The sequence below is a fragment of the Flavobacterium sp. Arc3 genome, assembly GCF_041431375.1.
GTDB lineage: Bacteria > Bacteroidota > Bacteroidia > Flavobacteriales > Flavobacteriaceae > Flavobacterium.
The window spans coordinates 16,534-42,020 of record NZ_JASMRI010000032.1 but is presented as its reverse complement, the minus strand read 5'-3'; the positions used below and the strand labels follow the sequence as shown (position 1 = coordinate 42,020).

At 34.4% G+C, this 25,487-nt stretch carries 14 protein-coding genes; 6 read left to right on the top strand and 8 right to left on the bottom strand.

All coding sequences use genetic code 11. The features are described 5' to 3' along the window. Nucleotides 1–128: 128 nt before the first annotated feature. The gene (locus tag QO200_RS17645) at nt 129–401 is read right to left on the bottom strand and encodes a transposase (protein ID WP_371542846.1); all 273 of its coding nucleotides are present in this window, start codon (nt 399–401) and stop codon (nt 129–131) included. Between the two features lie 355 nt (nt 402–756). Between QO200_RS17645 and QO200_RS17640 the strand changes: the two genes are divergently transcribed. The 3 genes from QO200_RS17640 (at nt 757) to QO200_RS17630 (ending at nt 8,525) form a co-directional block, all read left to right on the top strand. Beyond that, nucleotides 757–5,658: a gliding motility-associated C-terminal domain-containing protein gene (locus QO200_RS17640; RefSeq protein ID WP_371542841.1), complete on the top strand. Its 4,902-nt coding sequence runs from the start codon at nt 757–759 to the stop codon at nt 5,656–5,658. 65 nt (nt 5,659–5,723) lie between these two features. Next, a complete protein-coding gene (locus QO200_RS17635; protein ID WP_371542839.1) occupies nt 5,724–6,641 on the top strand; it encodes a type IX secretion system membrane protein PorP/SprF in 918 nt (305 codons plus the stop codon). Nucleotides 6,642–6,659: 18 nt separating this feature from the next. Beyond that, nucleotides 6,660–8,525, top strand: a complete 1,866-nt coding sequence (locus tag QO200_RS17630; RefSeq protein WP_371542838.1) for an OmpA family protein — start codon at nt 6,660–6,662, stop codon at nt 8,523–8,525. Between the two features lie 69 nt (nt 8,526–8,594). Here QO200_RS17630 and QO200_RS17625 read toward each other — a convergent pair whose 3' ends face one another. Next, nucleotides 8,595–9,176 (bottom strand): tRNA-(ms[2]io[6]A)-hydroxylase, encoded by a 582-nt coding sequence (locus QO200_RS17625; protein ID WP_371542835.1) that lies wholly within the window; start codon nt 9,174–9,176, stop codon nt 8,595–8,597. 110 nt (nt 9,177–9,286) lie between these two features. Here QO200_RS17625 and QO200_RS17620 point away from each other — a divergent pair, with 110 nt between their 5' ends. Continuing rightward, the gene (locus QO200_RS17620) at nt 9,287–10,525 is read left to right on the top strand and encodes a glycosyltransferase (RefSeq protein WP_371542833.1); all 1,239 of its coding nucleotides are present in this window, start codon (nt 9,287–9,289) and stop codon (nt 10,523–10,525) included. Between the two features lie 190 nt (nt 10,526–10,715). On the opposite strand, the gene QO200_RS17615 is transcribed toward QO200_RS17620, so the two are convergent. The 5 genes from QO200_RS17615 to porU form a co-directional block, all read right to left on the bottom strand. Continuing rightward, complete coding sequence (locus tag QO200_RS17615; RefSeq protein ID WP_371542831.1) at nt 10,716–12,374, bottom strand: 2-oxo acid dehydrogenase subunit E2; 1,659 nt, start codon at nt 12,372–12,374, stop codon at nt 10,716–10,718. Between the two features lie 7 nt (nt 12,375–12,381). Next, entirely contained in the window at nt 12,382–13,380 is a 999-nt protein-coding gene (gene pdhA, locus QO200_RS17610; protein WP_091091392.1) for a pyruvate dehydrogenase (acetyl-transferring) E1 component subunit alpha, read from the bottom strand. Between the two features lie 144 nt (nt 13,381–13,524). Continuing rightward, nucleotides 13,525–14,007 carry a cytidine deaminase gene (gene cdd / locus QO200_RS17605; RefSeq protein WP_371542829.1) on the bottom strand — a complete coding sequence of 161 codons (483 nt, stop codon included), beginning with the start codon at nt 14,005–14,007 and terminating at the stop codon, nt 13,525–13,527. Between the two features lie 81 nt (nt 14,008–14,088). After that, nucleotides 14,089–15,258: a type IX secretion system outer membrane channel protein PorV gene (gene porV, locus QO200_RS17600; RefSeq protein ID WP_371542827.1), complete on the bottom strand. Its 1,170-nt coding sequence runs from the start codon at nt 15,256–15,258 to the stop codon at nt 14,089–14,091. Nucleotides 15,259–15,296: 38 nt separating this feature from the next. Next, complete coding sequence (porU, locus tag QO200_RS17595; protein ID WP_371542825.1) at nt 15,297–19,127, bottom strand: type IX secretion system sortase PorU; 3,831 nt, start codon at nt 19,125–19,127, stop codon at nt 15,297–15,299. A 210-nt stretch (nt 19,128–19,337) separates the two neighbouring features. Between porU and gldJ the strand changes: the two genes are divergently transcribed. After that, nucleotides 19,338–21,011, top strand: coding sequence for a gliding motility lipoprotein GldJ (gene gldJ, locus QO200_RS17590; protein WP_371542823.1), 1,674 nt, complete (start codon nt 19,338–19,340; stop codon nt 21,009–21,011). Between the two features lie 61 nt (nt 21,012–21,072). Beyond that, entirely contained in the window at nt 21,073–22,359 is a 1,287-nt protein-coding gene (gene murF / locus QO200_RS17585) for a UDP-N-acetylmuramoyl-tripeptide--D-alanyl-D-alanine ligase (protein ID WP_371542821.1), read from the top strand. 60 nt (nt 22,360–22,419) lie between these two features. Here murF and QO200_RS17580 read toward each other — a convergent pair whose 3' ends face one another. Next, nucleotides 22,420–25,293: a triple tyrosine motif-containing protein gene (locus QO200_RS17580; RefSeq protein WP_371542818.1), complete on the bottom strand. Its 2,874-nt coding sequence runs from the start codon at nt 25,291–25,293 to the stop codon at nt 22,420–22,422. Nucleotides 25,294–25,487 lie beyond the last annotated feature (194 nt).

The window sequence follows — 25,487 nt, the reverse complement described above, 5'->3', positions numbered from 1 at the left end:
ATAAATTTTAAAAGGTCTATAGAAGTCATATCTCAAAGTTAATTATGCAAAAATATTCATTTTTGCAAAACTTCTCCCCAGGTTTTGTTCCTGATCCGAAAAAGTGGATCAAGCGCAAAAGTTGGGGATTATCCAAAAAGGTTAGATAATCTGAACAAGAAAAAGTCGATTTTCCGAACTCCTATAAACTGACTTCTGAACCCTTTAATTTTTTTTGCATTAAAAGATTCTGCAGAAGCATTTATACTTCGATTATCAAAGTAGTTTAATATTGAATTATAATTGACGGTTATGGTATTGAGAACGATATTAAAGTTTTTAAAACTTGATTCCTCCATTTTTCTATACCAATGCGCTAATTTTAATATAGCAACATTTTTATCATTAGTACTGTTGCAGATAGTTCATAATTGCTGTGATAAAGCATATTCTTTTTTAATATGTGGATACAATTCAAATAGTAGCTTCGCTCTTTGTTCTTGGCTTTTGGTCCATTTTTGTTTTAAGTTGGTTTGTAAGAGAAAGACAGTTTGTTTAGGTACTATTTATTTTTTTATTTCGAAAATAATTTTTGTTTGAAATATATTTAGTATGTTGTTAAACATTCAATTTTATTGGGTATTATTTAACTTATTGCCCTTTATTGTTAATTTTATATTAATATTTCATTTGTCTGGTAAAAATAATAATATACTTTTAGTCAGTTAAAATATTTCTCTTGTTCTATCTACACATATTAATAACAAAACTTATTCTATGAAAAATAAATTACTTTTATTTTTATTGTTTTTTTCGGTTGTAAATAATGCAATGATAGCTGGCGTTATTGTTAAAAATGTAAATATCCGTGAGTTGTATTTAAAGGATTCAATAATTTCTAATGTAATTGATCCTGTTCAAAAATTAAAAAAAACAGCAAAGATAATTATGGTTGAGGCTGTCCTGCCTCCTCCTTCTACAATAGCAGGGAGTTCTTGTGGAGATGGTGTGAATTTTGTTCAAGTTAATGTTTATGCTAATGGTGTAAATGGAGATGAAATAATAGAGTGGTTTTCTAGTCAGAATTCTACATCACCTTTGTATACTGGATTTGTCTATAGTCCGAGTATAAAAACAACAAAGACCTATTATGTTAGAAGCAGATCAAAAACGACAGCTGAAATAAGTATTCGAGTTCCTGTAGTTGCTTCTGTATATCTATCGCCTCCTTCTGTTTTTTTGACTGTGTCACCAGGTAATAGTGCAATTAATGTATTGTGTCCAGGTACGTCAGTACTATTTAGTGCTGTTGGTGGTGGGGATTTATTTGAATTTTCTGTAGAGGGAGCAGTACAACAAGCTATGTCGTTAAGTAGGACGTTTACAACAAGTACGTTAACTAATGGACAAACAGTAAGTGTTCGTACAAGATTTAATAAAACTATTGATGGTTCTATGACTGAATCTGCTTGGGGAACTGGTCCGCTTGAGGAAAATAGTCTTTCAGCATCGTTATCTCCTAACGCTTCTGTCGGTTATATTAATGCTCTAAAAGTTAGCCCTGAGGAGGATAAATTAGTTTTTGGAATTGCTGGGAAGGTAAGTAAAGACATAAGTCTTTTGGTTTTTTTAGATTCTAAAACTGGAGGTTTTAATGTGTCAAATTACGGTGATGTTGTAGGATCGTCTACAATTAAAGGATTTAATTATTTTAACAACAATCCGAGTACTTTCGATTCGTATTTTCAGGCGGATTATTGTTTAGTAATCTCAAAAGCTGCCTCTCAAGATATTTTTTTTGCTGATGTTATTGAATTAAAAAGTGGGGAGTCTGTTAGAACTCCTATAGGTAGTGCGATGTCTGGTTCTCCTTCTGGTGTTTTTGGAGTAAATAAAAATAACGCAGGTACCACAGATTACAATTTAGGTTTTGAAGTCGAAATATTAAAGTCTCTGATCGGGTATACCACAGGGGATATTAAGTTCTTTGCCTTTACAATGCAAGATACCGATGAGAGTAATTACAATGTAACAAACTCTTTCCTAAGTCCAGAGACTATTAGTAGTGCGGATTTTGGAAGCTCAGCAGTTGACTATAATGTAAAAGATCCTAATCCAGTTGTTTTTTCTTCGTCTGCGCTAACTCCTTGTTATACGAATGCTTACTTTCCTGTTTACTTTTATGAAAAACCAGTAGCTTCAACAGTTATTCAGCCTACTTGTTCTGTTTATTTTGGAAGAATTGAAATTTTGGAACAAAATGGAGCAGAGTATAGTATTGATGGAATTAATTACCAAAGCTCAAATGTTTTTACAAATCTTATTCCTAACAGTTATACTTTATATATTAGAAAAGCGAGTGATTATACTTGTGTTAACGCTTCAGAGGCGTTTGTCATAATTAATGAGGTGACTACTCCTCCTTCAGAGCCTAGTGCGGAAAGTGTTAGTCAACCAACTTGTAATGTGCACTCCGGAACAATTCTGATTGCTGCACAAATAAATGTTGAATACAGTTTAGATGGTATTAATTATCAAGCATCTAGCGTTTTTACTGAATTAGCTCCTGATAATTATATACTTTATGTTAGAAATATAGGAGACGCAACATGTAGGTCTAATTCTACGTCTGTTGTAACTATAAATAATATTCCAATTCAGCCTGCTAGTCCTGTAAGTGGAGGTGATCAAGTGGTATGCGAGTTAACGCCAATACAGACTTTGATTGCAAGTGCTTCTGTAGGAAGTGGAGAGTTAGTTGTTTGGTATGATTCTGCTGCAGCTGATAATATAGTTGCAAATCCTATTCTTGATACGGTTGGAACAATTACATATTATGCACAAGCAGAAAATAATGTAACTGTATGTAAAAGTGCTACTCGTACTGCTGTGACATTAACGATTAACCCAAAAGCTGCTGAACCAGTAAGCGGTGGTGATATATCAGAATGTGTGATGTCGCCAATACAAACGCTAAGGGCGACAGCAAGTGTGGCTTCGGGAGAATCATTAGTATGGTATAATAGAGCAACTGGAGGTAGTATTGTAGTAAATCCGACCTTAAGTTCAATAGGCACCATCACCTATTATGCCCAAGCATCTACTAGTATTAACTCATGTGTAAATGAGTTGCGTACTGCTGTTACTCTAACTATAAGCCGCAATCCAACGAAACCTGTAACTGGAGGTAGTCAAGTAGAATGTTCTCAATCACCGCTTCAAACTTTAACAGCGAAAGCAACAGTAGGTTCTGGCGAATCTATTGTTTGGTATGATGCTGTATCAGGCGGTTCAGTGGTGGCAAGTCCAATATTGAATTCTATAGGTACTGTTACTTATTATGCAGAAACTGTAAAGAACGAAAACGGATGTATCAGTAATACTCGTACTGCTGTAAGTTTAACGATTAATCAAAAGCCTATTAGTCCAATAGGTCGAGATAGTAAGAGAGAATGTGCTTTATCACCAATACAAACTTTGACAGCAAAAGCTACTGCTCAATCTGGAGAGTCGGTAGTTTGGTATGATGCTGCAACAGGCGGTTCAGTGGTAGCAAGTCCAACTTTGAATTCCATAGGAACTATAACTTATTATGCAGAAGCATATAATAATGTTAGTGCCTGCTTAAGTGATTCACGTACTGCTGTGACCTTAACAATCAATCCAAACCCAGTGCAACCGATAAGTGGTGGAGATAAAATAGAATGTGCTTTATCGACAATTCAAACTTTGACTGCTACAGCGACAGCTCAAGCAGGAGAATCGGTAGTATGGTATGATGCTTCCACTGGAGGTAATGTAGTATCAAATCCTTTACTAAGTACATTGGGGACAATTATTTATTATGCGGAATCTGTAAATGATGCTACAGCTTGTGTAAGTGATTCGCGTAGAGCAGTTAGTTTAACTTTAAATCCAAAGCCATTAGTACCAGTAAGTGGAGGGAATCAAACGGTTTGCGCATCATCGCCAATCCAGACGTTAACTGCTACCGCGACAGCCCAAGATGGAGTGAAGGTAATATGGTATGATGCCATTACGGGGGGGAATGTAGTTTCAGATCCTTCTTTAAGTTCATTAGGGACGGTGACATATTATGCGGAATCTATTAAGAACATTGCCTTTTGTGTAAGTGATTCACGTGCCGCTGTGACTTTAACTATCAATAGAAAACCTCTTAAACCGATAAGTGGTGGAGATAAAATAGAATGTAGTTTATCACCAATTCAAAATTTAACTGCTACGGCGACAGCTCAAGCAGGAGAGTCAGTAGTATGGTATGATGCTTCCACTGGAGGTAACATAGTATCAAATCCTTCATTAAATACATTGGGGACAATTATTTATTATGCGGAAACTGTAAATAACGCAACTTCTTGTGTTAGTGTATCACGAACAGCAGTTTCTATAACTATAAATCCATCTCCTGCACTAGCGGTAAGTGGAGGGAATAAAACAGAATGTATTCAAAATCCAATACAAACATTAACTGCAACAGCAACTGTTGGCACTGGAGAAACATTAATTTGGTATACTGCGGCAACTAGTGGAACTGTTGTTTCTAATCCAATATTGAGTGCGGTAGGAAACGTTACTTACTATGCAGAGTCATCTAATGGAACTTGTCCAAGTTTGACACGTACTGCTGTTAGTTTGTCAATTGTGGGTGTTGTTCCAAATCCCGTAGGAGCTGATCAAACTGTTTGTTCTGACGGAACCACAACGCAAACATTGACGGCAACCGCGACAGCAGCAGGAGCTACAATCACTTGGTATACTGGTGCAATAGGAGGTAGCGTTGTTGTTAATCCAATTCAGGTTGGTGTTGGGACCAAAACCTTCTATGCAGAATCTTCAGTAGGAAGCTGCTCAAGCGGTTCGAAAACAAAAGTAACATTGACTATTGCGGCAGTGCCATTAAAACCAACTGTTATTAGTGTCTCTCAGCCAACTTGTTTAACTCCAACAGGAACAATCGCAATTACTGCACAAACAGGTGTTGAGTATAGCATAGGAAACGGTTTTCAAGATAGTCCTATTTTTACACTTTTAGTTCAGGGGAATTATACGCCAACTGTACGTTTTAAAAATAATGTTTCATGCGAAATAAAAGGAGTAGCACAAACCATTAATCTAGTTCCTGCACAGATTCAATTTGAAATAACGGGTAATTGTGAGGGTAAGGATTATGTATTAAGAGCAAACGCATTACAAAACTCTTATGATAGTAACAATGTGGTGTATGAATGGAAAGATAATTTTGGAGTAACAGTAGGAAGTAATTCTAATATGTTAAACGTTTCTAATTTATTAGGTTCAATTGTAAGTAGCACTATTTTTCCGTTGACTTATAGTTTAAAGGTTAGTTCTGCATCAACAGGGTGTGAGACTACAAATAACGTTACGGTAGAATCTATACATTGCAATATTCAAAAAGGAATTTCTCCTGATGGAAATGGTATGAATGAATCTTTTGACTTAAGATTAAGGGGTGTTAGAAAACTAGAAATATTTAATAGATATGGAATTAAAGTTTATGAGCAATCTAATTATACGGATCAATGGAAAGGCCAATCAAATGAAGGAGATAATCTTCCAAGTGCAACTTATTATTATGTAATAGAATTTAATAAAGGAGAAACAAAAACAGGTTGGATCTATCTAATCAGAGAAAAATAGTAAGTTAATTTATTTTTAGAATCCATGACTAGTTTCTGGATAAAAAAAACGAAACACAAATAGATATGAATAAAATATTTTTGAGCTCTCTTTTAGTTCTTATTGCCTATATGAATTCATATTCGCAACAGAACCCTCACTATACGCAGTATATGTATAATATGAATGTCGTTAATCCTGCATATGCAGGTTCAAAAGGAAGTATTTCTTTTGGAGCTTTATACAGAAAACAATGGGTTAATATTGAAGGTGCTCCCACTTCTTTTACTTTTTCCGGACATGCACCAGTAGGTAATAATGTTGGAGTAGGTTTGTCTTTTATCTCAGATAAGATAGGACCGGTAACTGAGCAGAATGTGTATGGGGATTTTTCATATACATTACAATTGAATGAGACTAGTCGGCTGGCTTTAGGAATAAAAGCGGGTGTGTCATTTCATGAAGTTGGTTTAAGAGATATCCAATCATCCTTGCCAGACCCTTCAGAAGGTATTTTCGGGGAAGATATAAATGATGCTTCATTAAATTTAGGAGCTGGAGCTTTTTATTATTCAGAAAATTATTATGTTGCCTTTTCTATTCCAAATTTAGCAAAGTCGGCACATTTAGATTATAATGGACGTGAATATGGTTCGGATGTATCTCACTATTTTTTGACTGCAGGCTATGTATTTGATGTTAATTATGATTTGAAGTTCAAGCCGTCATTTATGTTAAAATCTGCTTCTAATGTCAATCCTTCTTTAGACTTATCTGCAAACTTTTTATACACTGAAAAATTTGAAATTGGTGCTACATATAGATTGGAAGATAGTTTTGGAGGCATGGTGAATTTTGCTGTAACACCGGAATTAAGAATCGGTTATGCGTACGATCATGTTATTTCGGATTTGAAGGTAACTAGTCCGTCCTCACATGAATTTATTCTATTATATGATTTGTTTGCTCCAAAGAAAGTTTCACGTTCTCCAAGATTTTTCTAATATTAAATTTTACGATTAATGAAAAAAATTACCATACTATTGTTTTTAGTTTATACGACTGTATCACTAATGGCACAAAATAAAAAGACTAAGAACGCCGATAAATTGTTTGAGCAGTATGAATATGTTCATGCCGTTAAAGAATATCTAGCGCTAGTTGAAAATGGAAATACAGATAATTATGTATACAAACAACTTGGTACTTGTAATTTTAACATGGGTAATAGTGCGGAGGCTGAAAAGTGGTATGCAAAAAGCATCACGGTTAAGCAAAATGCGGATGTATATTATAATTATGCGCAGGTACTTAAATCAAATAGCAAGTATGGTGATGCTGATCTTCAGATGACACAATTTGCAATTATACAGCCAAATGATCAAAGGTCTATTGATTTTATAACTAATAAGGATTACCTGTCTAAACTTCTAAAAAAGGAAAAATTGTTCGTGCTTAATAAATTAGAAGTGAATTCTGATAAATCTGATTTTGGAGCTGTAATGTACGACAATACCTTGTATTTTTCGAGTGGAAGAAATGTGGGAGGTAAAACATATGGGGTGAATGACGAACCATTTTTAGATATATACCAAAGTACTTATAGTGCAGATGGTAGTTATTCAGATCCTATTTCTGTTACAGAATTGAATACAAGATTTCACGAAGGCCCAGTTTCATTATCAAAAGATGGTAATACTATTTATTTTTCCAGTGAAAGTTTTAACGATGATTTATTTCAAAAAGACAAGGTCAATAAATTAAAAATAAGCCAAGTTAATCTGTATAAAGCAATAAAGAAAAATGGAAAATGGACTGCTATAACTCCATTGCCTTTTAATAGTAAAAGTTATTCAACGAGTAATCCGTCAATTGATAAGGATGGAAAGACGCTTTATTTCTCATCTAATATGCCTGGGTCAATAGGAGGGATTGATATATGGAAGGTAGAAGTGAATGAAGATGGTGGTTTTGGAACACCCAAAAATCTAGGAAATAAGATAAATTCGCCTGGTGATGAAAGTTTTCCTTTCGTTACAGATGATAATATGCTCTATTTTTCCTCAAAAGGGTTAATAGGTTTTGGTGGATATGATGTTTTTTCGGTAGATTTAAATAGTGGGAGTGTTCCTAACAATATTGGTCAACCTATAAATTCAGAAAAAGATGATTTTGCTTTCACCTTGAATAAAGATAAAAATATTGGTTTTTTATCAAGTAACCGTTCGGGTGTTGATAATATATATAGTGCAAGTCCTATTTGTAAATCGCAGATAGTGTCCGTTGTTGAAAACACTAAAACCGCTAATTTTTTATCTAACGCTCGAGTTACACTTTTAGATAAAAGTAATATAGTCTTAGATAAATTATTAACTAATGATAAGGGTGAAGTAGTGTTTAATGTAGATTGTAACAAAGACTACTTTCTTGAAATATATAAAGATGGTTTTATTTCTCAAAGAAGCGCTGCTGTAAAGACTGTGAGCGGAACTTCAAAAGTCACTATCTTTTTAGTTCCAATGGAAGAGGTTGTTGTTACAGAAAATGAAATTATTCTGAATCCTATTTACTTTGAAAATAGCAGAAGTGATATTACAACTCAAGCCGTTAAAGTATTGGATAAACTAGTTTATATAATGACTCAAAATCGTGATTTATCAATTTTTGTAAAATCACATACTGATATCAGAGGTAAAGATGATTATAATATGGATCTTTCAGAAAGAAGAGCAAAGTCAACTGTTGACTATCTAGTTTCTAAAGGAGTCAATGCTGAGAAGATAGCTGGAAAGGGATTTGGGGAATCTGAATTGAAAGTAGAGTGTAATAAGTGTAGCGAAGAAGATCATGCTGCAAACAGACGATCAGAATTTATAATAGTAAAATAATATAAACAGTGTATAACAAGGAATGATCGAAAGACATCCCTTGTTTTATAGTCTTAATTTCATTATTTGCTATCCATGGACAGTTTCGTTTTTGCCGTAGTTTACAATGATGGAAGTTTCAAAGTCAATCCATTCTTGCCAACGTTTGTCAACATCAACGTTGTCAGCATATTTTCGTGCAAACCCTAGAAATATAGTATAATGCCCAGCTTCGGAAATCATTAGGTCTCTGTAAAATTTAGCTAATACTTGATCTTTTATGTTTTCTGATAATATTTTGAATCGTTCGCAGCTTCGTGCTTCAATCATAGCTGAAAATAATAGACGCTCACATAATGCATCATTGCGACTTCCATCTTTTTTCATGAATTTGAATAATTCATTTACATAATGATCCTTATGTTCACGCCCCAAACTTAGTCCTTTGCTTTTTATTAAATCGTGCACCATCTGTAAGTGTTCTAGTTCTTCTCTAGCAATAATCATCAATTCGGTTACCAATTCTTCTTTTTCCGGATTTTGCGTGATAAGGCTTATCGCATTCGAAGCTGCCTTTTGTTCACACCAGGCATGGTCTGTCAAAATTTCTTCGATATTTGATTCAACTATATTTACCCATCTTGGGTCTGTGACTAATTTTAATCCTAACATATGATTTTATTTAATTATAGCAAAATTAGTGTTTTCTTTCTGATTTCTTGTTTTAATGATGGTTTAGAGGTCTAAATTGTATTATTTTGTAATCGAATTTAAATACTAAAATGAGTCAAGTAAAAAAGCTTTTAATAATTGGTAGTGTGTGGCCAGAACCTAATTCTTCGGCTGCTGGGACCAGAATGTTACAGTTGATTTCTCTTTTTAAAGAGGAAGGATTTATTGTGACATTTGCAAGTCCTGCGATGAATAGTGATTTTATGGTAGACCTTGAATTAGAAGGAGTAGTAAAACAAACTATTACTTTAAATAGTTCCAGTTTTGATGATTTCGTAAAAGAACTAAATCCGTCAATAGTATTGTTTGATCGGTTTATGATGGAAGAGCAATTTGGTTGGCGCGTAAGTGAAAATTGTCCAGATGCCTTACGATTGTTAGATACTGAAGATTTGCATTGCTTGCGAGTAGCGCGTCAGAAAGCTTTTAAAGAGAAAAGGCCTTTTGTGGAGGCTGATTTGTTGGTGGAAGAAGTAGCGAAAAGAGAAATAGCTAGCATTTTGCGTTGCGATTTGTCTCTGATGATTTCAGAATATGAAATGGAACTGCTTAGAGGAATATTTAAAATTGAAAGTTCATTATTGTTTTATTTGCCTTTTTTATCGGAAGGAATGTCTAATGTAGATAAATTGCCCTCATTTGAAGAAAGAAAAAATTTTATTTTTATTGGTAATTTTTTACATGAGCCCAATTGGAATGCAGTGCAATATTTAAAAGAAAGTATTTGGCCTCTTATAAAAAAGCAGTTACCCGATGCTATTTTACATGTCTATGGTGCTTATCCTTCGCAAAAAGTATTACAACTGAACAATAGTAAGGAACGCTTTATAATAAAAGGTCGTGCTGCTAATGCATATGAAGTAGTTCGACAAGCGCGTGTAGTTTTAGCACCTTTACGTTTTGGAGCAGGTATTAAAGGGAAACTATTAGAAGCTATGCAATGTGGGACGCCAAGTGTTACGACGACTATTGGGGCGGAATCGATGCACGGCGGGTTACCATGGAATGGATTTGTAACGGACGATCCGTTAGTTTTTGCAAAGGATTCAGTGCGTTTGTATGATGATAGAAGCACTTGGCTTCAGGCGCAAAAAAACGGAGTTGATATAATTAATCTGCGTTATTTAAGAGAATTATATGAAGACGATTTTATAGAGCATATAAAAAACCTACAAGTTAATTTACAGCAGCATCGTTTGAATAATTTCATGGGGTCTTTGCTTCAGCATCATACCTTGAAAAGTACTATGTATATGTCAAAATGGATTGAGGAGAAGAATAAGGTTTAGATTGTTTATTACACGTTTTAATTTTCAGATTAGGGATGGTAGCGCTATCATTTTGCGGAATGTAATAGAGTAAGAAGGCTAACGTACAACGCGACTGCGCTGTAATAATATTGGAAGCGAGGTTATGCTCAAATAAAAAACCCGTCAAGTTTTGTACAAGACGGGTTTTAGATTTATAAAGAATCAGTAATTATGCAAGCATCGTAACTGGGTTTTCTATGTATTGTTTTAATGTTTGTAAGAACTGTGCTCCAGTTGCTCCATCGATAGTACGGTGGTCACAAGCAAGAGACAACATCATAGTGTTTCCTACTACGATTTGACCGTTTTTAACCACTGGTTTCTCTACAATCGCTCCTACTGATAGGATTGCAGAGTTAGGTTGGTTGATGATAGAATTAAATTCTACGATACCAAACATTCCTAAGTTAGAAACAGTAAAAGTACTTCCTTCCATTTCGGTAGGTAATAATTTTTTGTTTTTAGCTCTTCCTGCTAAATCTCTTACGCTTCCTCCAATTTGAGATAGACTCATTGCATCTGTAAATTTCAATACAGGAACAACTAATCCATCTTCTACAGCTACAGCAACACCAATATTAACATGATGGTTGATTGTAATTGCATCTTCTTTCCATTGAGAGTTAACCTTTGGATGTTTTTTTAATGCCATAGCACATGCTTTGATAACCATGTCATTAAAAGAAACTTTTGTATCAGGAATACTATTGATTATAGTTCTAGATTTCATTGCGTCATCCATCGTAACTTCAATAGTTAAGTTGTAATGAGGCGCAGTAAATAATGATTCTGCTAATCGCTTAGCTATAATTTTTCGCATTTGCGAATTCTTAATCTCTTCTGTAAATACTTCTCCCGCAGGAACAAATACTTTTGGTGCAGCAGCAGTTGCTGTTTTTGCAGTTGCAGGTGCAGCAGCTGGTGTTGGACTAGCTGGTGCTGTTGGGGTGAAATTTTCAATATCACTTTTCACGATACGTCCATTTTCACCAGAACCTTTTACTTGTGTCAATTGAATTCCTTTGTCACTTGCAATTTTCTTTGCTAGTGGCGAAGCTAAAATTCTTTTTCCATCTGTAGCTTCTTCTTGAACTACTACCTTTGTTTCTTCGGCTGGAGCTGATTTTTCCTCAGCAGTATCAGTAGTTGTAGCAGTTTCTGCTTTTGCACCTGATTTGAAGTTTGATGCTATAGCGGAAACATCAGTTCCTGCAGGTCCAATTATTGCTAGTAAACTATCTATTGGAGCAGCATTTCCTTCTTCGATACCGATGTATAATAAGGTTCCTTCATTGAAAGATTCAAATTCCATCGTTGCTTTATCAGTTTCAATTTCAGCAAGGATATCACCTTCGCTAACTTTGTCACCAACTTTTTTCAACCATGTAGCTACAGTACCTTCTGTCATGGTATCGCTTAAGCGAGGCATGGTTACTACAACGACACCTTCTGGTAAAGAGGCTGCTGCTGCAGGTGCGGCTTTTTCTTCTTTTGTAGTTTCAGCTGCAGCTGGAGCTTTGTCGGCTTCAGGTTTAGCTTCTTCTGTCTTAGGTGCTGATTTTCCTGCTATTAAAGCGGAAACATCTTCACCTTCTTCACCAATGATTGCTAGTAAAGAATCTACTGGTGCTGTTTCTCCTTCTGGAATTCCAATATATAATAGAGTTCCTTCATTGAAAGATTCAAACTCCATTGTTGCTTTGTCGGTTTCAATTTCAGCTAGAATATCTCCTTCGCTAATTTTATCTCCTACTTTTTTAAGCCAAGTCGCTACCGTTCCTTCCGTCATAGTATCGCTCAAACGAGGCATTGTTATAATTGTTGCCATAATTGATTTATAGTTTATGAGGTATAAATGGATAGTTTTCTTGGTCGTATACTACGTCGTAAAGTTGTTGCACTGGGGGGTAATCAGATTCTTCTGCGAATGTTACACATTCTTGGACTAAATCTTTTACTCTTTGATCAATGGCAGCGATTTCTTCTTCGGTAGCATATTTTTGATCTTTTATTAAGTCTAAAACTTGAGTAATTGGATCAATTTTTTTGTATTCTTCTACTTCGTCTTTAGAACGGTATAGTTGCGCATCAGACATTGAGTGTCCTCTATAACGATACGTTTTCATTTCTAAGAAAGTTGGTCCGTCACCACGTCTTGCTCTGTCAATTGCTTCAGTCATTGCTTCAGCTACTTTTACAGGATTCATTCCGTCAACTGGTCCACAAGGCATTTCGTACCCTAAACCTAATTTCCAGATGTCAGTATGGTTTGCTGTTCTTTCTACAGAAGTTCCCATTGCATAACCATTGTTCTCAACGATAAAAACTACTGGTAATTTCCATAACATAGCCATGTTAAAAGCTTCGTGAAGTGATCCTTGACGAGCAGCTCCATCACCAAAATAGGTCATTGTAACTCCGCCAGTTTCAAAATATTTATCTGCAAAGGCTAGTCCAGCTCCTACAGGAATCTGTCCACCTACAATTCCGTGACCACCATAAAAACGGTGTTCTTTTGAGAAAATATGCATAGAACCACCCATTCCTTTAGAGGTTCCAGTAACTTTTCCTAAAAGCTCAGCCATTACACGTCTTGGATCTACACCCATTCCGATTGGTTGAACGTGATTTCTGTATGCAGTAATCATTTTATCTTTTGTCAAATCCATTGCATGCAATGCACCAGCAAGTACAGCTTCTTGACCATTGTATAAATGCAAAAATCCTCTGACTTTCTGTTGTATGTATAATGCTGCAAGTTTGTCTTCAAACTTTCTCCAAAGGAGCATATCTTCATACCACTTTAAATAAACCTCTTTTGTAACTTCTTTCATCTCAATTGTTCTTTTGCTAAAGTTTTTATTGTGTTATCAACTAGTACCTATACCGCAAAATAGTCTCCTCACACAAATTTGCGAATCGCAAAAATAGGACATTCCAACTAAGAAGTAAAATTAAAAGGCTTCTTTTTGGTTATTTTACAAGAATTTTTTGTCGAACATAAATGGTAACAAGTTTTTTAAGGATTCTGACATGTAAATGTCACCTGTTTCTCCCATGAAATAAATCTCTATTGGAGTCTCTTGTCGAGTTTCATATTCGGCTATTGATTGCCTGCAGGCGCCGCATGGAGGGATAGGACTAATTGTAGTATTGGTATCTGAAGCGGCGGTAATTGCCATTTTTATAATTTTTGCTTCTGGATAAATAGCTCCTGCATGAAAAATTGCAACACGTTCAGCGCATAGGCCTGAAGGATATGCTGCATTTTCTTGGTTTGAGCCTAAAACAATTTGTCCGTTATCTAATAGAATAGCGGCTCCTACGCGGAATTTTGAGTAGGGAGCATAGGCGTTTTTTCTTACGCTCACAGCCTGTTCCATCAAGTTTTGAATGTCAGTAGGTAATTCTTGGAGTGAGCTATAAGCCGAAAATTGGCTAGTAATAGTAATATTTCTCATTGTTTTTTTAGGGAAAAAAAATCCAAATTTCATGGTGTTGAAATTTGGATTGTTAATTTGTTAATTTGATTTTAGAGATTGCTAATATACATCATATTTATCTCCAAAATTAAAAGTAAGAGAGAAACGTAATGTATTTTCTAATGGGTTTTTAACTTTTGAAGCTGAAAATAAGTAGGAGACGTCTACTTTGACAACATTGTATTTAAAACCCGCTCCTAAAGAAAAGAATTTTCTAGCACCTTTTAATGGGCTTTCATTAAAATAACCCACACGCATAGCAAAAGAGTCTTGGTAGGAGTATTCAGCTCCTACCGCATAAGTTACTTCTTTAGTTTCTTCGCTAAAACCGTCAGGCGCATCGCCAAATGATTTAAATACACCAGAAACCCAACCGATAGATCGATAATTGTCTAAATTTTGCGCTCTTTCTTCAGCAGTAATTGTTCCGTCACCGTTTAAATCAGGATCTTGAGGTGTTGGTACAAGTAATTTGTTGAATTCAACATTTAGTGCGACTTTATTATAATCGTCTAAAATAAAATCAAATCCTGTTCCCACTTTTAAATTTGCAGGTAAAAAGTTTGTGCTTATATCGTCGTTGTCATAGCTGATTTTTGGACCTAAATTTTGAATATTAAATCCAGCTCTCCATCTTCCATTAAATTCATTATAAGCCATTTCTTCTGACTGGTAGAACCCTGCAACATCGATTGTGAATGAACTAGCGGCAGAAGCATCTCCATTATCACTAACCACTTTTAAATTTGAACGAATGTATCTTCCGGCAACTGCCATTGAGAATTTTTCGCTTAATTTTAAGGAATAGGAACCGTCGATTGCAAACTCATTAGGAGAAACTCTTCTAGGTACCTCATTAGGGTCTCCAGTTTCACGTAATTCTATTTCGCCAAAACCAAAATAACGAAGACTACCTGCAAAAGCACTTCGTTCACTTATTTTGTTGTAGTATGTTAATTGTCCTAAAGAAATATCATTTGCTAAATCTGTAAGATAAGGAGTATAGCTTATGGAAAACCCTTGCTTGTCTATTGCAAAGGCATATTTTGCGGGATTCCATTGTTGTGAAAAAGCATCTGCAGATGTAGCAACACCTATATCTGCCATACCTGCGGCTCTAGCGTCAGCAGATACCAATAAAAAGGGTACTGCAGTGGTAATAACTCTGTCTTGAGCGTTTGCAAAAGAAAAAGCGAGTAAGCAGCTTGTGAAAAGTATTAATTTCTTCATTTTTTTGTGAAAATTCATTGAACAAATATAGTATTTAATTAAAGTAAGACAAGTTTTTCAAATTTTTCTGCTCTTTTATTCGTTAAAGTTGACTTGACAGTTAGTTTATAGATGTATACTCCTTTTCCTATTCGATTACCAAAATCATCTTTTCCGTCCCAAGTAATCTCTTTTGATAGAAATCCTTCTGTTGAAATAATTTGGTTTTTGGTCCAGACCACTTTGCCAGTTATTGTCATAACTTGTATTTGTACCATTAAAGGTTCGTAAGGCCTATTGTGGGTGAACCAAAACTCTGTATAGTTGACAAATGGATTAGGATAATTTAATACATGGGTCAAAGTGATAGATTCATCACCTATTACTACAAACTGGATTTCAGTAGTTGTGGGATTGTTGTATACGTCCCACGCCTTAAATGTAATAGTATGTAAACCTACCGCTATATTACGTAGAGGAAATCGTAGACTTCCTTTAGTGTAATCATCCAGATTTGTTTGATAGTAATCATTTAATAGATAGGGATTAGTTACGTCTCCGTCTAAAATTGCCACAATATCATGTCCTATTCCACTAGCCGTATTTATTCCGTTTTCATCTTCAAGGAAAGCTAGTAGAAATGGGGATGTATTTGTTATATCGCCTGAAACAAACGTCTCGTCATTCATATATAACTTCACTTTTGGGCTAATATTGTCTGCGGTGGCATTTTCATTAATTCCGCCTATCAGAATACTAGTGTCAAAACCGGTTTCGTTTTCTAGTGTTTGGTTCTTTTTAGCATAAAAACTTATTTTCCCGTTTGCTAGTGGAATTCGAATGTCTCTTGGGACTACCAAGTTAAATTCAAACAAACCATTGGTAATAGAAGCATTTCCTCTGAATATGGTTTCGCCAAGAGTGTTGAAATTTATTGCTGGGCTATTGTTGTCGTTATTTAAAGTTGTCCTTGGGATGGTTTTGTCGAATATCGTAGTGGAAACTTCGCCATTGTAATTTGTTAATCGCGTATCATTTTCATCAGTGATTTCACCACTCACTTTCATACGAGCCAATGATTTGAAGTCGTCCGTTGTTTGTGATATTGGAATGTCGTTTACTTTTGTGAGTTTTATTTTGGGCTTAGGTATTGCTAGAAATAGTGCGGGATCGCCTAAAAAGAACACCACATTTGTAGCGCTGTTTGGGTTACTGTTTTTTGATAATCGCAAAGCTTCGGCAATAGAGGTGTATTGGCTTGAGTCAAAGGAGAATAGTTTTTCAGATAGGACATCATTAAAATTTTCTGCGCTAAATTGCCCAATGGAACGAATTGTAGTAATCATCGCAATGGCTCCGCCTTTTGGGTTCCAATACGTATATTCGCCAGCTGTAGGTCTGGAAGGATTGTCAAAACGGGAGAACTCACAGGTGATTGTTATGAATAAAGGGTACTTGTATTGATTGCTTAAATTTTGGCCATCTGATTTTTCCCAAATTCGTTCTGCTGATAATCCGTCCTCACCTCCGTGTCCTAAATAATTAAAGACTAAAGCACCTTTTTCGAATGCATTAAATAAGTCTGTTCTTGCTTTTGGATATCGGAAACCTCCTGCAGATGCTTCTTGAACATAGGAGTCCAAAATAATTTTATTAATATTAAAAAATGGCTTTTGAGTTGTGATTATATCAGCTAATTTGTTTTGTCTGCTTTGTAAATTTGCATCGGAGGTTTGATCTGAATCATCGCTAATCATCACGAAATTATTTCTCCAGCTTCCGTATGATTTTATATCATGGTATTCAATTACCTTGTTTACCATTTCTTCTGCTTGTTGTGGGTCATTTACAATCATTCTTCCAACTGCAATATCAATCCCTCCAAAATAAGAAATAATATTGCCCTCGCTGCTATCCATCAGTCCATAAAAATCATCAGATGCAAAAGAAGCTTCGCCTGTTGTACGACTATTAAGGGCATGATATATAGGTACGATATTCGTGTTATTGATAGTTCGGTTTTTATAGTCATAGGAAGCATCACCAAAAAGGTTCACGTATTTTATTCTTTTAGCTGTGGTGGAAGCATTTTCATAAATATATTTTATACAATTTCTAATTGCTGCTATGTCTTGCTTTCCCGAAGAGAATTCTGGGTATATAGATTCTGTTGTGATCACTTTTACATTCAGTTTTGAATAGGATCTATGGAAGCTGGCTAACTTTTCGGCTTGGGTTATTAAGGAATTTGGAGTAATAATTACGTAATCAATATCTTCAAATTGACCTTGGTTATTTTTAAAAATGGAGCCTTTTATGTTTTGATTGGATACTTTAGGTTTGCTGTCTTTTAAAGGGGTAAAATAGTCAGAAGGATCAATAGCTACATATTCCCTAAGCTCTCCTAGATTTGCTTTGAAAGAAAAAAGGGGTTGATTAGTGGTTTCGAATTTACTGACATTAAATAGGTCCGTAACGTCCCAGACCTGGCTTATTGCTGCTGCATTAGATAGGGTGTAATTCACCACTCCAAAACTAGCAACTGAAGCATCATATTGAAAGTTAAATTGTTTTCCGTATCCTTGAAGTTTTCTTTTTGCTATTAGCTGGATGTTATCTAAAAAACCTTTTGAGCCTGGAACGCCATTGTTATTATAGGTAAGTTTTATTTTTAAACTTTCGGACGCGTTAAGGGAGGTGTCACTCGGTAAAGAGCCAACAATAAATTCGGTTTCTGAATTGGTATTGATTGCTGAAAATGATATTGCACCTATGTTTTGTCCGCTCGAGGTGATCTTAAAAGAAGTAGGGGTATATGCTGCAGAAGCTACCGTAGCTTTGATTTTTACTGCTGTTGTGAGATCTATGTTTGGAAAATTAAATTCAAATTCCTGTTCTTGGTTAATGTCAAAAGATTCGCCAAACCATTGTCTGCCAAGCTTTGCAATATTTATTAAATCTAATTCGTGGAATTGATGATCGTCAAAAGTAGTAAGACTTAGCGTAGTGCTGCCGGTGGGTTGATTTGCCTCCTTAATTCTTTTTCCCTCATCTCCTGAAGTGGTAATGTAATAATAAGATTTGCTATCATATAGATTGTTGTATGTTTGACTTTCTTCATTATAGGTGTCAAGACCTTCAGCATAGAATAATATGTAATCTTCGTTATCAAAAGTCCCATCGTTTTCTCCAATAATTTGGATTGCATTTTCGGTTAAATCTGATGGGTAGTAGATATTATTAGACAGCGGTAGCATTTTTCCTCCATTTCCGAAAATTTTCAGTTTTTTTGGATTGATGCTATTTACGTTAATGCCTATGTCTTGCAAGAAGTTTTTAGGAATTTTATAAACACCTGATTTTTCAATATAAAAACGGTACCAGTCTCCAGTGGCTAAAACAGAGTTAGAGATTGTATTTGTTGATTTGTTTGATTGTGCGATCTTTGCGGTTGAACTAGTGATGCTATAAGAAAAAGAGTTGATTCTTTTATAGCCGTATTCGTCTTTTACTATGGGGGACAAGAGTAGAAAGGATTGTGTAATGCCTCTTGACTGCGTGTTTCTTAGAGAAGTCACTATTTGCTGTGGTATGTTTTCAAGGGCTAAGTCCCCAAGTTGAGCGGTCGTTATCGTTTCGTAAACAATATTGGTGATTTGGACATTGCTGGCTTCAAAAAGGACAGGGTTTACTAATTCTAAGCTGAATAAAAGTTTTTTTTCAGATGCTTTATATTGGTAACTGTTTCCTGTGAATTGAGGAATATTGATTTTATAATTCCCAAAAGAAACTTCGGTTTTTTCTGTCCAAGCAATCGTTACGTCAGCTGTATTCTGCGCAAATGATATATAAGAAAGTAGTAATAAACTATAAAGTAGTAGTTTTTGCATTTTTTGCTTAAATTGCATGAATAGTTAATTGTTAGATAAAGTAAAAATATATCTTTTAGTATAAAAACAAATAATAAATAGTATAAATTTGCGTTTGATTTCTATGATGCGTTTAATATAAATCAACAGAATAAAATTTTTTAAAACGGTGTTGCGGGTTAATTGTTAATTATTATATTGCAACACTTAAATTATTACCTTTAAAAGAGTATGAAAGTAAATAAAATTACAGCCTTGCGATTGATGTTATCGATAACAATGATTATTGGTTTTGCCAGTTGCAGTAAAAAATCAAGTTCAAAAAATGCTTCAAGAGCTACTGGCTGGAATGTCGATGGTAAAAAAGCTTCGGGTAATACAAAACAAGTTGCCGGACCTGGATTAGTTTTTGTAGAGGGAGGAACTTTTACGATGGGTAAAGTACAAGATGATGTTATGCATGATTGGAATAATACTCCAACACAACAACATGTTCAGTCTTTTTATATGGATGAAACTGAAGTTACGAACTTTATGTATTTGGAATATTTAGATTGGTTGAAAAGTGTATTCCCACCTAGTGATGATAATTATAGACATATATATGAAGGTGCTTCACCTGATACTTTAGTTTGGAGAAATAGGTTGGGTTATAATGAAACGATGACTAATAACTATTTGAGACATCCTTCTTATGCAGAGTACCCTGTAGTTGGTGTAAACTGGATTCAAGCTGTAGAATTTAGCAAATGGAGAACAGATCGTGTTAATGAGGCCCTTTTGGAAAAAAATGGTTACTTGAAAAAGAATGCTAAAACACAAGATGTTACAGCTGAGAGTACATTTAGTACAGACACTTATTTAGCAGCGCCTACAATGACTTATGGAGGAAATGAAGAAATTGTGTTAGCAAAAGGAGCTAAGAAAGGCTCTAAAGTTGGAAAAAACGGAAACGTTGTTGAACCGAAAAATGTATATGCACAACGTTCATCTGGTATTATTTTACCAGAATACAGACTGCCTACTGAAGCAGAGTGGGAATATGCAGCTGCAGCCGATGTTGGACAGAGAGAGTATAATATTTATAAAGGACAGAAAAAATATCCTTGGTCAGGTAGTTATACCCGTTCTGGAAAAAGACAAAACAAAGGAGATCAATTGGCTAACTTTAAGCAAGGTAATGGAGATTACGGTGGGATTGCAGGTTGGTCTGATGACGGAGCTGATATCACTAATGCGGTTAAAAAATATCCGGCAAATGATTTTGGATTGTACGATATGGCTGGAAATGTGGCCGAATGGGTTGCTGATGTTTACAGACCTATTATAGATAACGAAGCAAATGATTTCAATTATTTTAGAGGAAACCGTTATACTAAAAATAAAATTGGTGCAGATGGTAAAGTAGAAATTGTCACTTTAGAGACAATGAAAAAAGATACTTTAAGTAATGGGAAAATTATTGTAAGAAGTTTCCCTGGAGAAATCGCACAAGTTCCTGTTGATGAAAATGAAACGTACTTGAGACAAAATTTTGATAAGAGTAATAATATTAATTATAGAGATGGTGATAAGCAGTCTTCTAAAAATTATGATTTTGGACGTTCTGAGTCTGATACAGATAAAGGTGATAAAGCCATGTATAACTCGCCTAAGCATAACGTAACAACAGACAGTTTAGGATTGATGGTTAGGAAATACGATAGATCAAACAAGAGAACAACATTGATTAATGACGATGTGAGAGTTTACAAAGGCGGTTCTTGGAGAGATAGAGCTTACTGGTTAGATCCTGCTCAGAGAAGATACTTCCCTCAAGATATGGCTACTGACTATATTGGATTTAGATGTGCAATGTCTAGAGTTGGTCCAAAATCGGATAAAAGAAAAACAGCAAGAAATTAAATTTTATATAAAATAGTAATTAAAGCCCTTTCATTAGGGCTTTTTTTTTAATCGTTTTTAAATGGATATAGCTAGAATTCATAGTTTATTTTTGGAATGTAAATCAGTTTCAATTGACACTCGTAAGATAGAGTCAAATTCATTATTTGTTGCCATTAAAGGGGACCGCTTTGATGCAAATACATTTGCAATAGAAGCTTTAGAAAAGGGAGCGTCTTATGTAATCATAGACAATGAAAATTATTATCTTGATAAAAGAACGATCTTGGTAGACGACAGTTTGTCTACTTTGCAGGAATTGGCAAAATTGCATAGAAAATATCTCAATTTGCCTATTATCGCCCTTACTGGAAGTAACGGTAAAACAACTACTAAAGAGTTGATTCAGGTGGTTCTTTCTAAAAAATACAAAACTAAAGCAACCGTTGGTAATCTTAACAATCATATCGGAGTTCCATTGACATTATTGTCGTTTAATTCAGATACCGAAATAGGTATTGTGGAAATGGGAGCCAATCATAAAAAGGAAATTGAATTTCTTTGTAATATAGCAAACCCCGATTATGGTTATATAACTAATTTTGGTAAAGCACATTTGGAAGGTTTTGGAGGCATTGGTGGTGTTATTGAAGGTAAAAGTGAGATGTATCAATATCTATCTCAAAATGATAAGTTAGCTTTTGTTAACCTTGAAGATCCTATTCAAGTTGAAAAAACAAAAAAAATAAAGTCTTTTTCCTTTGGTGTAAATAAAGAAAATGCTGATGTGTGTATTACATCTGTTAAAGCAAATCCGTTTGTTGAAATAGGGTATTCAAATATTGTAATTTCATCTCATTTAATTGGACTTTATAACGCTAATAATTTAAATGCGGCACTTGCTATAGGAAAGTTCTTTAAAGTAGATAATCTCTGTGCTAAAGAGGCTTTGGAGGGTTATATTCCTGAAAATAATCGATCGCAATTGTTAACAATTGGAACGAATAAGATTATTCTGGATGCTTACAACGCAAATCCAAGTAGTATGGCGGTAGCAATTGAGAATTTCCTTCAATTGGACAGTACAAATAAAATAATGATTTTAGGAGATATGTTTGAATTAGGAGCTGAAAGTAAAAAAGAACATCAGGAACTGGTTGGTTCGCTTTTGAACGAGGAAGCAGTCCAATGTTTCTTTATTGGTGCTGCATTTTACTTATGTAAGGTTGGTAATCCTCAATTTCAATTTTATGAATCATTTGATTCTTTTTCCGCCAGTTTAAAGGATATGAACATAGAAAACAGCACGATTTTGATAAAGGGTTCGCGTGGCATGGCATTGGAGCGAACATTGGATTATTTGTCATAATCTATTTTTAAGTTTTAGTAAAACAAAACAGCCATCTCAAAATGAGATGGCTGTTTTGTTTTAAATACTCATTAGGAAACCAATGAGATTTTCTTTCTTGTTGAGTTCCAGTTTTTTTCTTAATCGATAGCGAGCAAGCTCTACGCCTCCGTTTGAAATGTTCATTATTTCTGCTATCTCCTTTGTGGACATATTCAATAATAGATAAGTAGAAAGATCAAGCTCTCTAGGAGAGATTGTGGGGTATTTTTCTTTTAATCTTTTTAAGAAATCAAAATGCACATTTTTAATGTGTTTTTCTAAATCTTTCCAACTTTTATCTGCATTTACTTCCTTAGCAATGCTCTTGTTTAATTTGTTAAGCTGGAACTTCGTTGAATCGTCAAATGAGTCTATATTAATGTCTTTTAGTTTATGTATAATACCATTTAAGATTTTGTTTTTCTTGACAACTTGTAGTGAGTTGTTTACGAGTTCTTTGTCTTTTGTTAATATTTTTATTTGCAGTTTATCGTTTTTTAGCTTTTCAATTTCTTTTTCAAGTTCGTACTGCTCTAGTCTAATTTTGGATTCTTTTTCTAAATATATTCTTCTTTGTTCTATTGTTTCGTAATATTTATTCTTTCTGATTTTATCTTTTACTCTCTTTCTAATATAAATGATTGTGGTTGCTATTGCAGCTATGTAAAATAAGTAAGCTAAAAAATGTCTATACCATGGTGGAGTAATAGTGAAATTGAATATAGTGTTGTCTGATTCTATTCCGTAGCTATTGCGTGCCCTTACCATCATCTTGTAATTGCCTTCTCTTAAGTTAGTGTATTCTTTAAATGAAAATGTTGACCAAGGACTCCATTTGTCTGTAAAGCCAGATAATAGATATGAAAATTCGACGTTTTCAACATTTTCATAGGTAGGTGAGGAGAAGGTAAAGCGCACCGAGTTTGATTTGTACGGGATTGTATAGTCGTCTAGTTCTTTTTCCCCATTACCTAATAATAGCGTGTCGGTAGGAGAGGTAAAGCTCTGGATAAATGCCTTGGGCTTCGTTATGAAACTCTTTGATAGATTAGCGTTGTAATGAGCTAATCCATCCGTTAGTCCTATAAATATATTTGTAGAATCGACGGTGTTGATTGATACATAGTTATCGACTAAGTTACCGGTTAAATTTGAAAAGGGTGCTACGGAGTTTTTGTAGGTGTTGTTTTTGTTTTTTAGTAATACTCCTAGCGATTCGTTGAATGTATACCACAAATTGCCTAAGCGGTCTTCGGTAAGAGATCTAATTAATGGGATTTCTTTAAATAAAGCAGTAATAGCTTTGTCTTCATAGAATACATCCTTTTCTTTAGAATATTTGTAAAAATGATTTTTGTTTTGAAAATAAATGTGATTGTTAAATTGTTGTATGCTTCCTATTCCTTTAAAGCCTTTTGCTAATTCTTGGAATGATTTTGTTTTTGTTATTTTACTTAAGTCTTCTGATAGTTGCATCTGATATAAAAGGTCATCTTTTTTTAACCAAAGATTATCTTTGTCTATTTCGAAGGTGTTTGCTGGTTTATCAAAACCAGCTATCTTGTTTTTGAATTCCCAGCCGTTTTTTGTTTTTTCAAATACAGTAAAACCATTATAGGTAGCGGCTATCATGTTATTAGGATGATTAGGCATTTTTTTAAAGCCAAAGTAACCTCTATTGTCAAGTATTTTAACGGTATTTGGTCCTGCAATAAGTAATGCTCCTCTATTGTGAGCGCAGAATAACTGATCATCGATTATTTGTAAATTCCATGCTTGACCTGTTGTGCCTTGTACGAGTGAAAAAGCATCTTCCTTGATTGTTTTATTCCAAGTGTGGTAAAAGACTCCTTGATTAGTTGCTACGTATAATTTGTCATTAAAAATAACGGAAGCGTAAACAGTGCTTAAATCATAACTAAAGCCAAAGTAGGAAAAAGGAGAGCTTTCATTAATAAATGCAATCCCGTTATCAAGGCCCAGCCAAAGGTTGTTTTTGTTGTCAAGAAAGGAAGTAAGTACGGTATTGTTTTGTAATCCTTTTTTATGGTTGATGTGTTGAATAATTTTACCATTAAGGTCGCAAATTATTATTCCGTCTAATACTGAATTTATAGCGATAAAACGATTCGTTATCTTGACTCCCCCTAGCGAGCTATTTTTTTTAATAAACTCATTGGCTTCTGTATCCCAAGGTATCATTCCTTTTCCATCGTAAATAAAAAGTCCTTTGCTTAATGTGGCGACCAGTATTTTATTATCGGGCATTGGAAACATACCCCATGCCTCGTTATTGTTAATTATTTTTGAACCTTTTAAAGGGATGAATGTATCGTTTTTATACTCTAGTAGTCCTAGCGAAATGTCTTGTAGATAAAGCTTATTGTTTATTAAAAAGGAAAATTGAAATCGATTAGGTGCATTGCGTATTTTGAGTTTGTTGTCTTTGTAGATGTAAATTTTTTCAAAGGATTGGAAAATTACTTCTTTGCCACGGATATGTATTTTCCAGATGAAGTCTATTAGTTTTTTAGCGTCCTTAGTAATCATTTTTGATAAGGAAAAATATTCAAGCGCTCCTTTTTTATTGGAGTCAAAATAACCAAATTCACTATAGCCACCAACAAATATTTTACCGGAATCATCAATTTTTATCGATCTGACTGCAAAGGAATTTGGTAATGAATATTTTTTCCAAGATGAACCATCAAATTGAAGTAGGCCGTTATTGTTTGCGAAATATAAGTTGCCATTTTTATCTTGGTCAATAGCCCAATTTTGCGTTCCTCCTTTATAATCGGATCTCTTGTAGTTGCGAATGTCAGGAAGTCCAATGTTTTTTAATTGACTTGTCAGTATTGTTGAAGTCAATAGAATTCCTAGAAGTAGTAGTTTTAATATTTTGTATTTCATAATAACATAATAGATACTGGGTAGTTTTATAAGTTAAAACCAATTTTCACAAATCATTTTTTATCTCTTAAATATCGAATAAATGCTAAAATAATCGATTTTCATTTAATGTAGTGTTTATTTTAGTTTATTATATTTTGTAATATGCTATTATTTTATTTAAACAACTGTTTTATACGCTTTTATGATATTTT

What these genes read in the sequence shown, in the direction of transcription:
- QO200_RS17620 (WP_371542833.1), top strand. Translation starts at nt 9,287, where the DNA reads ATGAGTCAAGTAAAAAAGCTTTTAATAATTGGTAGTGTGTGGCCAGAA.
- cdd (WP_371542829.1), bottom strand. Translation starts at nt 14,007, where the DNA reads ATGAGAAATATTACTATTACTAGCCAATTTTCGGCTTATAGCTCACTC.
- porU (WP_371542825.1), bottom strand. Translation starts at nt 19,127, where the DNA reads ATGCAAAAACTACTACTTTATAGTTTATTACTACTTTCTTATATATCA.
- QO200_RS17630 (WP_371542838.1), top strand. Translation starts at nt 6,660, where the DNA reads ATGAAAAAAATTACCATACTATTGTTTTTAGTTTATACGACTGTATCA.
- pdhA (WP_091091392.1), bottom strand. Translation starts at nt 13,380, where the DNA reads ATGAAAGAAGTTACAAAAGAGGTTTATTTAAAGTGGTATGAAGATATG.
- QO200_RS17625 (WP_371542835.1), bottom strand. Translation starts at nt 9,176, where the DNA reads ATGTTAGGATTAAAATTAGTCACAGACCCAAGATGGGTAAATATAGTT.
- QO200_RS17640 (WP_371542841.1), top strand. Translation starts at nt 757, where the DNA reads ATGAAAAATAAATTACTTTTATTTTTATTGTTTTTTTCGGTTGTAAAT.
- porV (WP_371542827.1), bottom strand. Translation starts at nt 15,258, where the DNA reads ATGAAGAAATTAATACTTTTCACAAGCTGCTTACTCGCTTTTTCTTTT.
- murF (WP_371542821.1), top strand. Translation starts at nt 21,073, where the DNA reads ATGGATATAGCTAGAATTCATAGTTTATTTTTGGAATGTAAATCAGTT.
- QO200_RS17580 (WP_371542818.1), bottom strand. Translation starts at nt 25,293, where the DNA reads ATGAAATACAAAATATTAAAACTACTACTTCTAGGAATTCTATTGACT.
- gldJ (WP_371542823.1), top strand. Translation starts at nt 19,338, where the DNA reads ATGAAAGTAAATAAAATTACAGCCTTGCGATTGATGTTATCGATAACA.
- QO200_RS17615 (WP_371542831.1), bottom strand. Translation starts at nt 12,374, where the DNA reads ATGGCAACAATTATAACAATGCCTCGTTTGAGCGATACTATGACGGAA.
- QO200_RS17635 (WP_371542839.1), top strand. Translation starts at nt 5,724, where the DNA reads ATGAATAAAATATTTTTGAGCTCTCTTTTAGTTCTTATTGCCTATATG.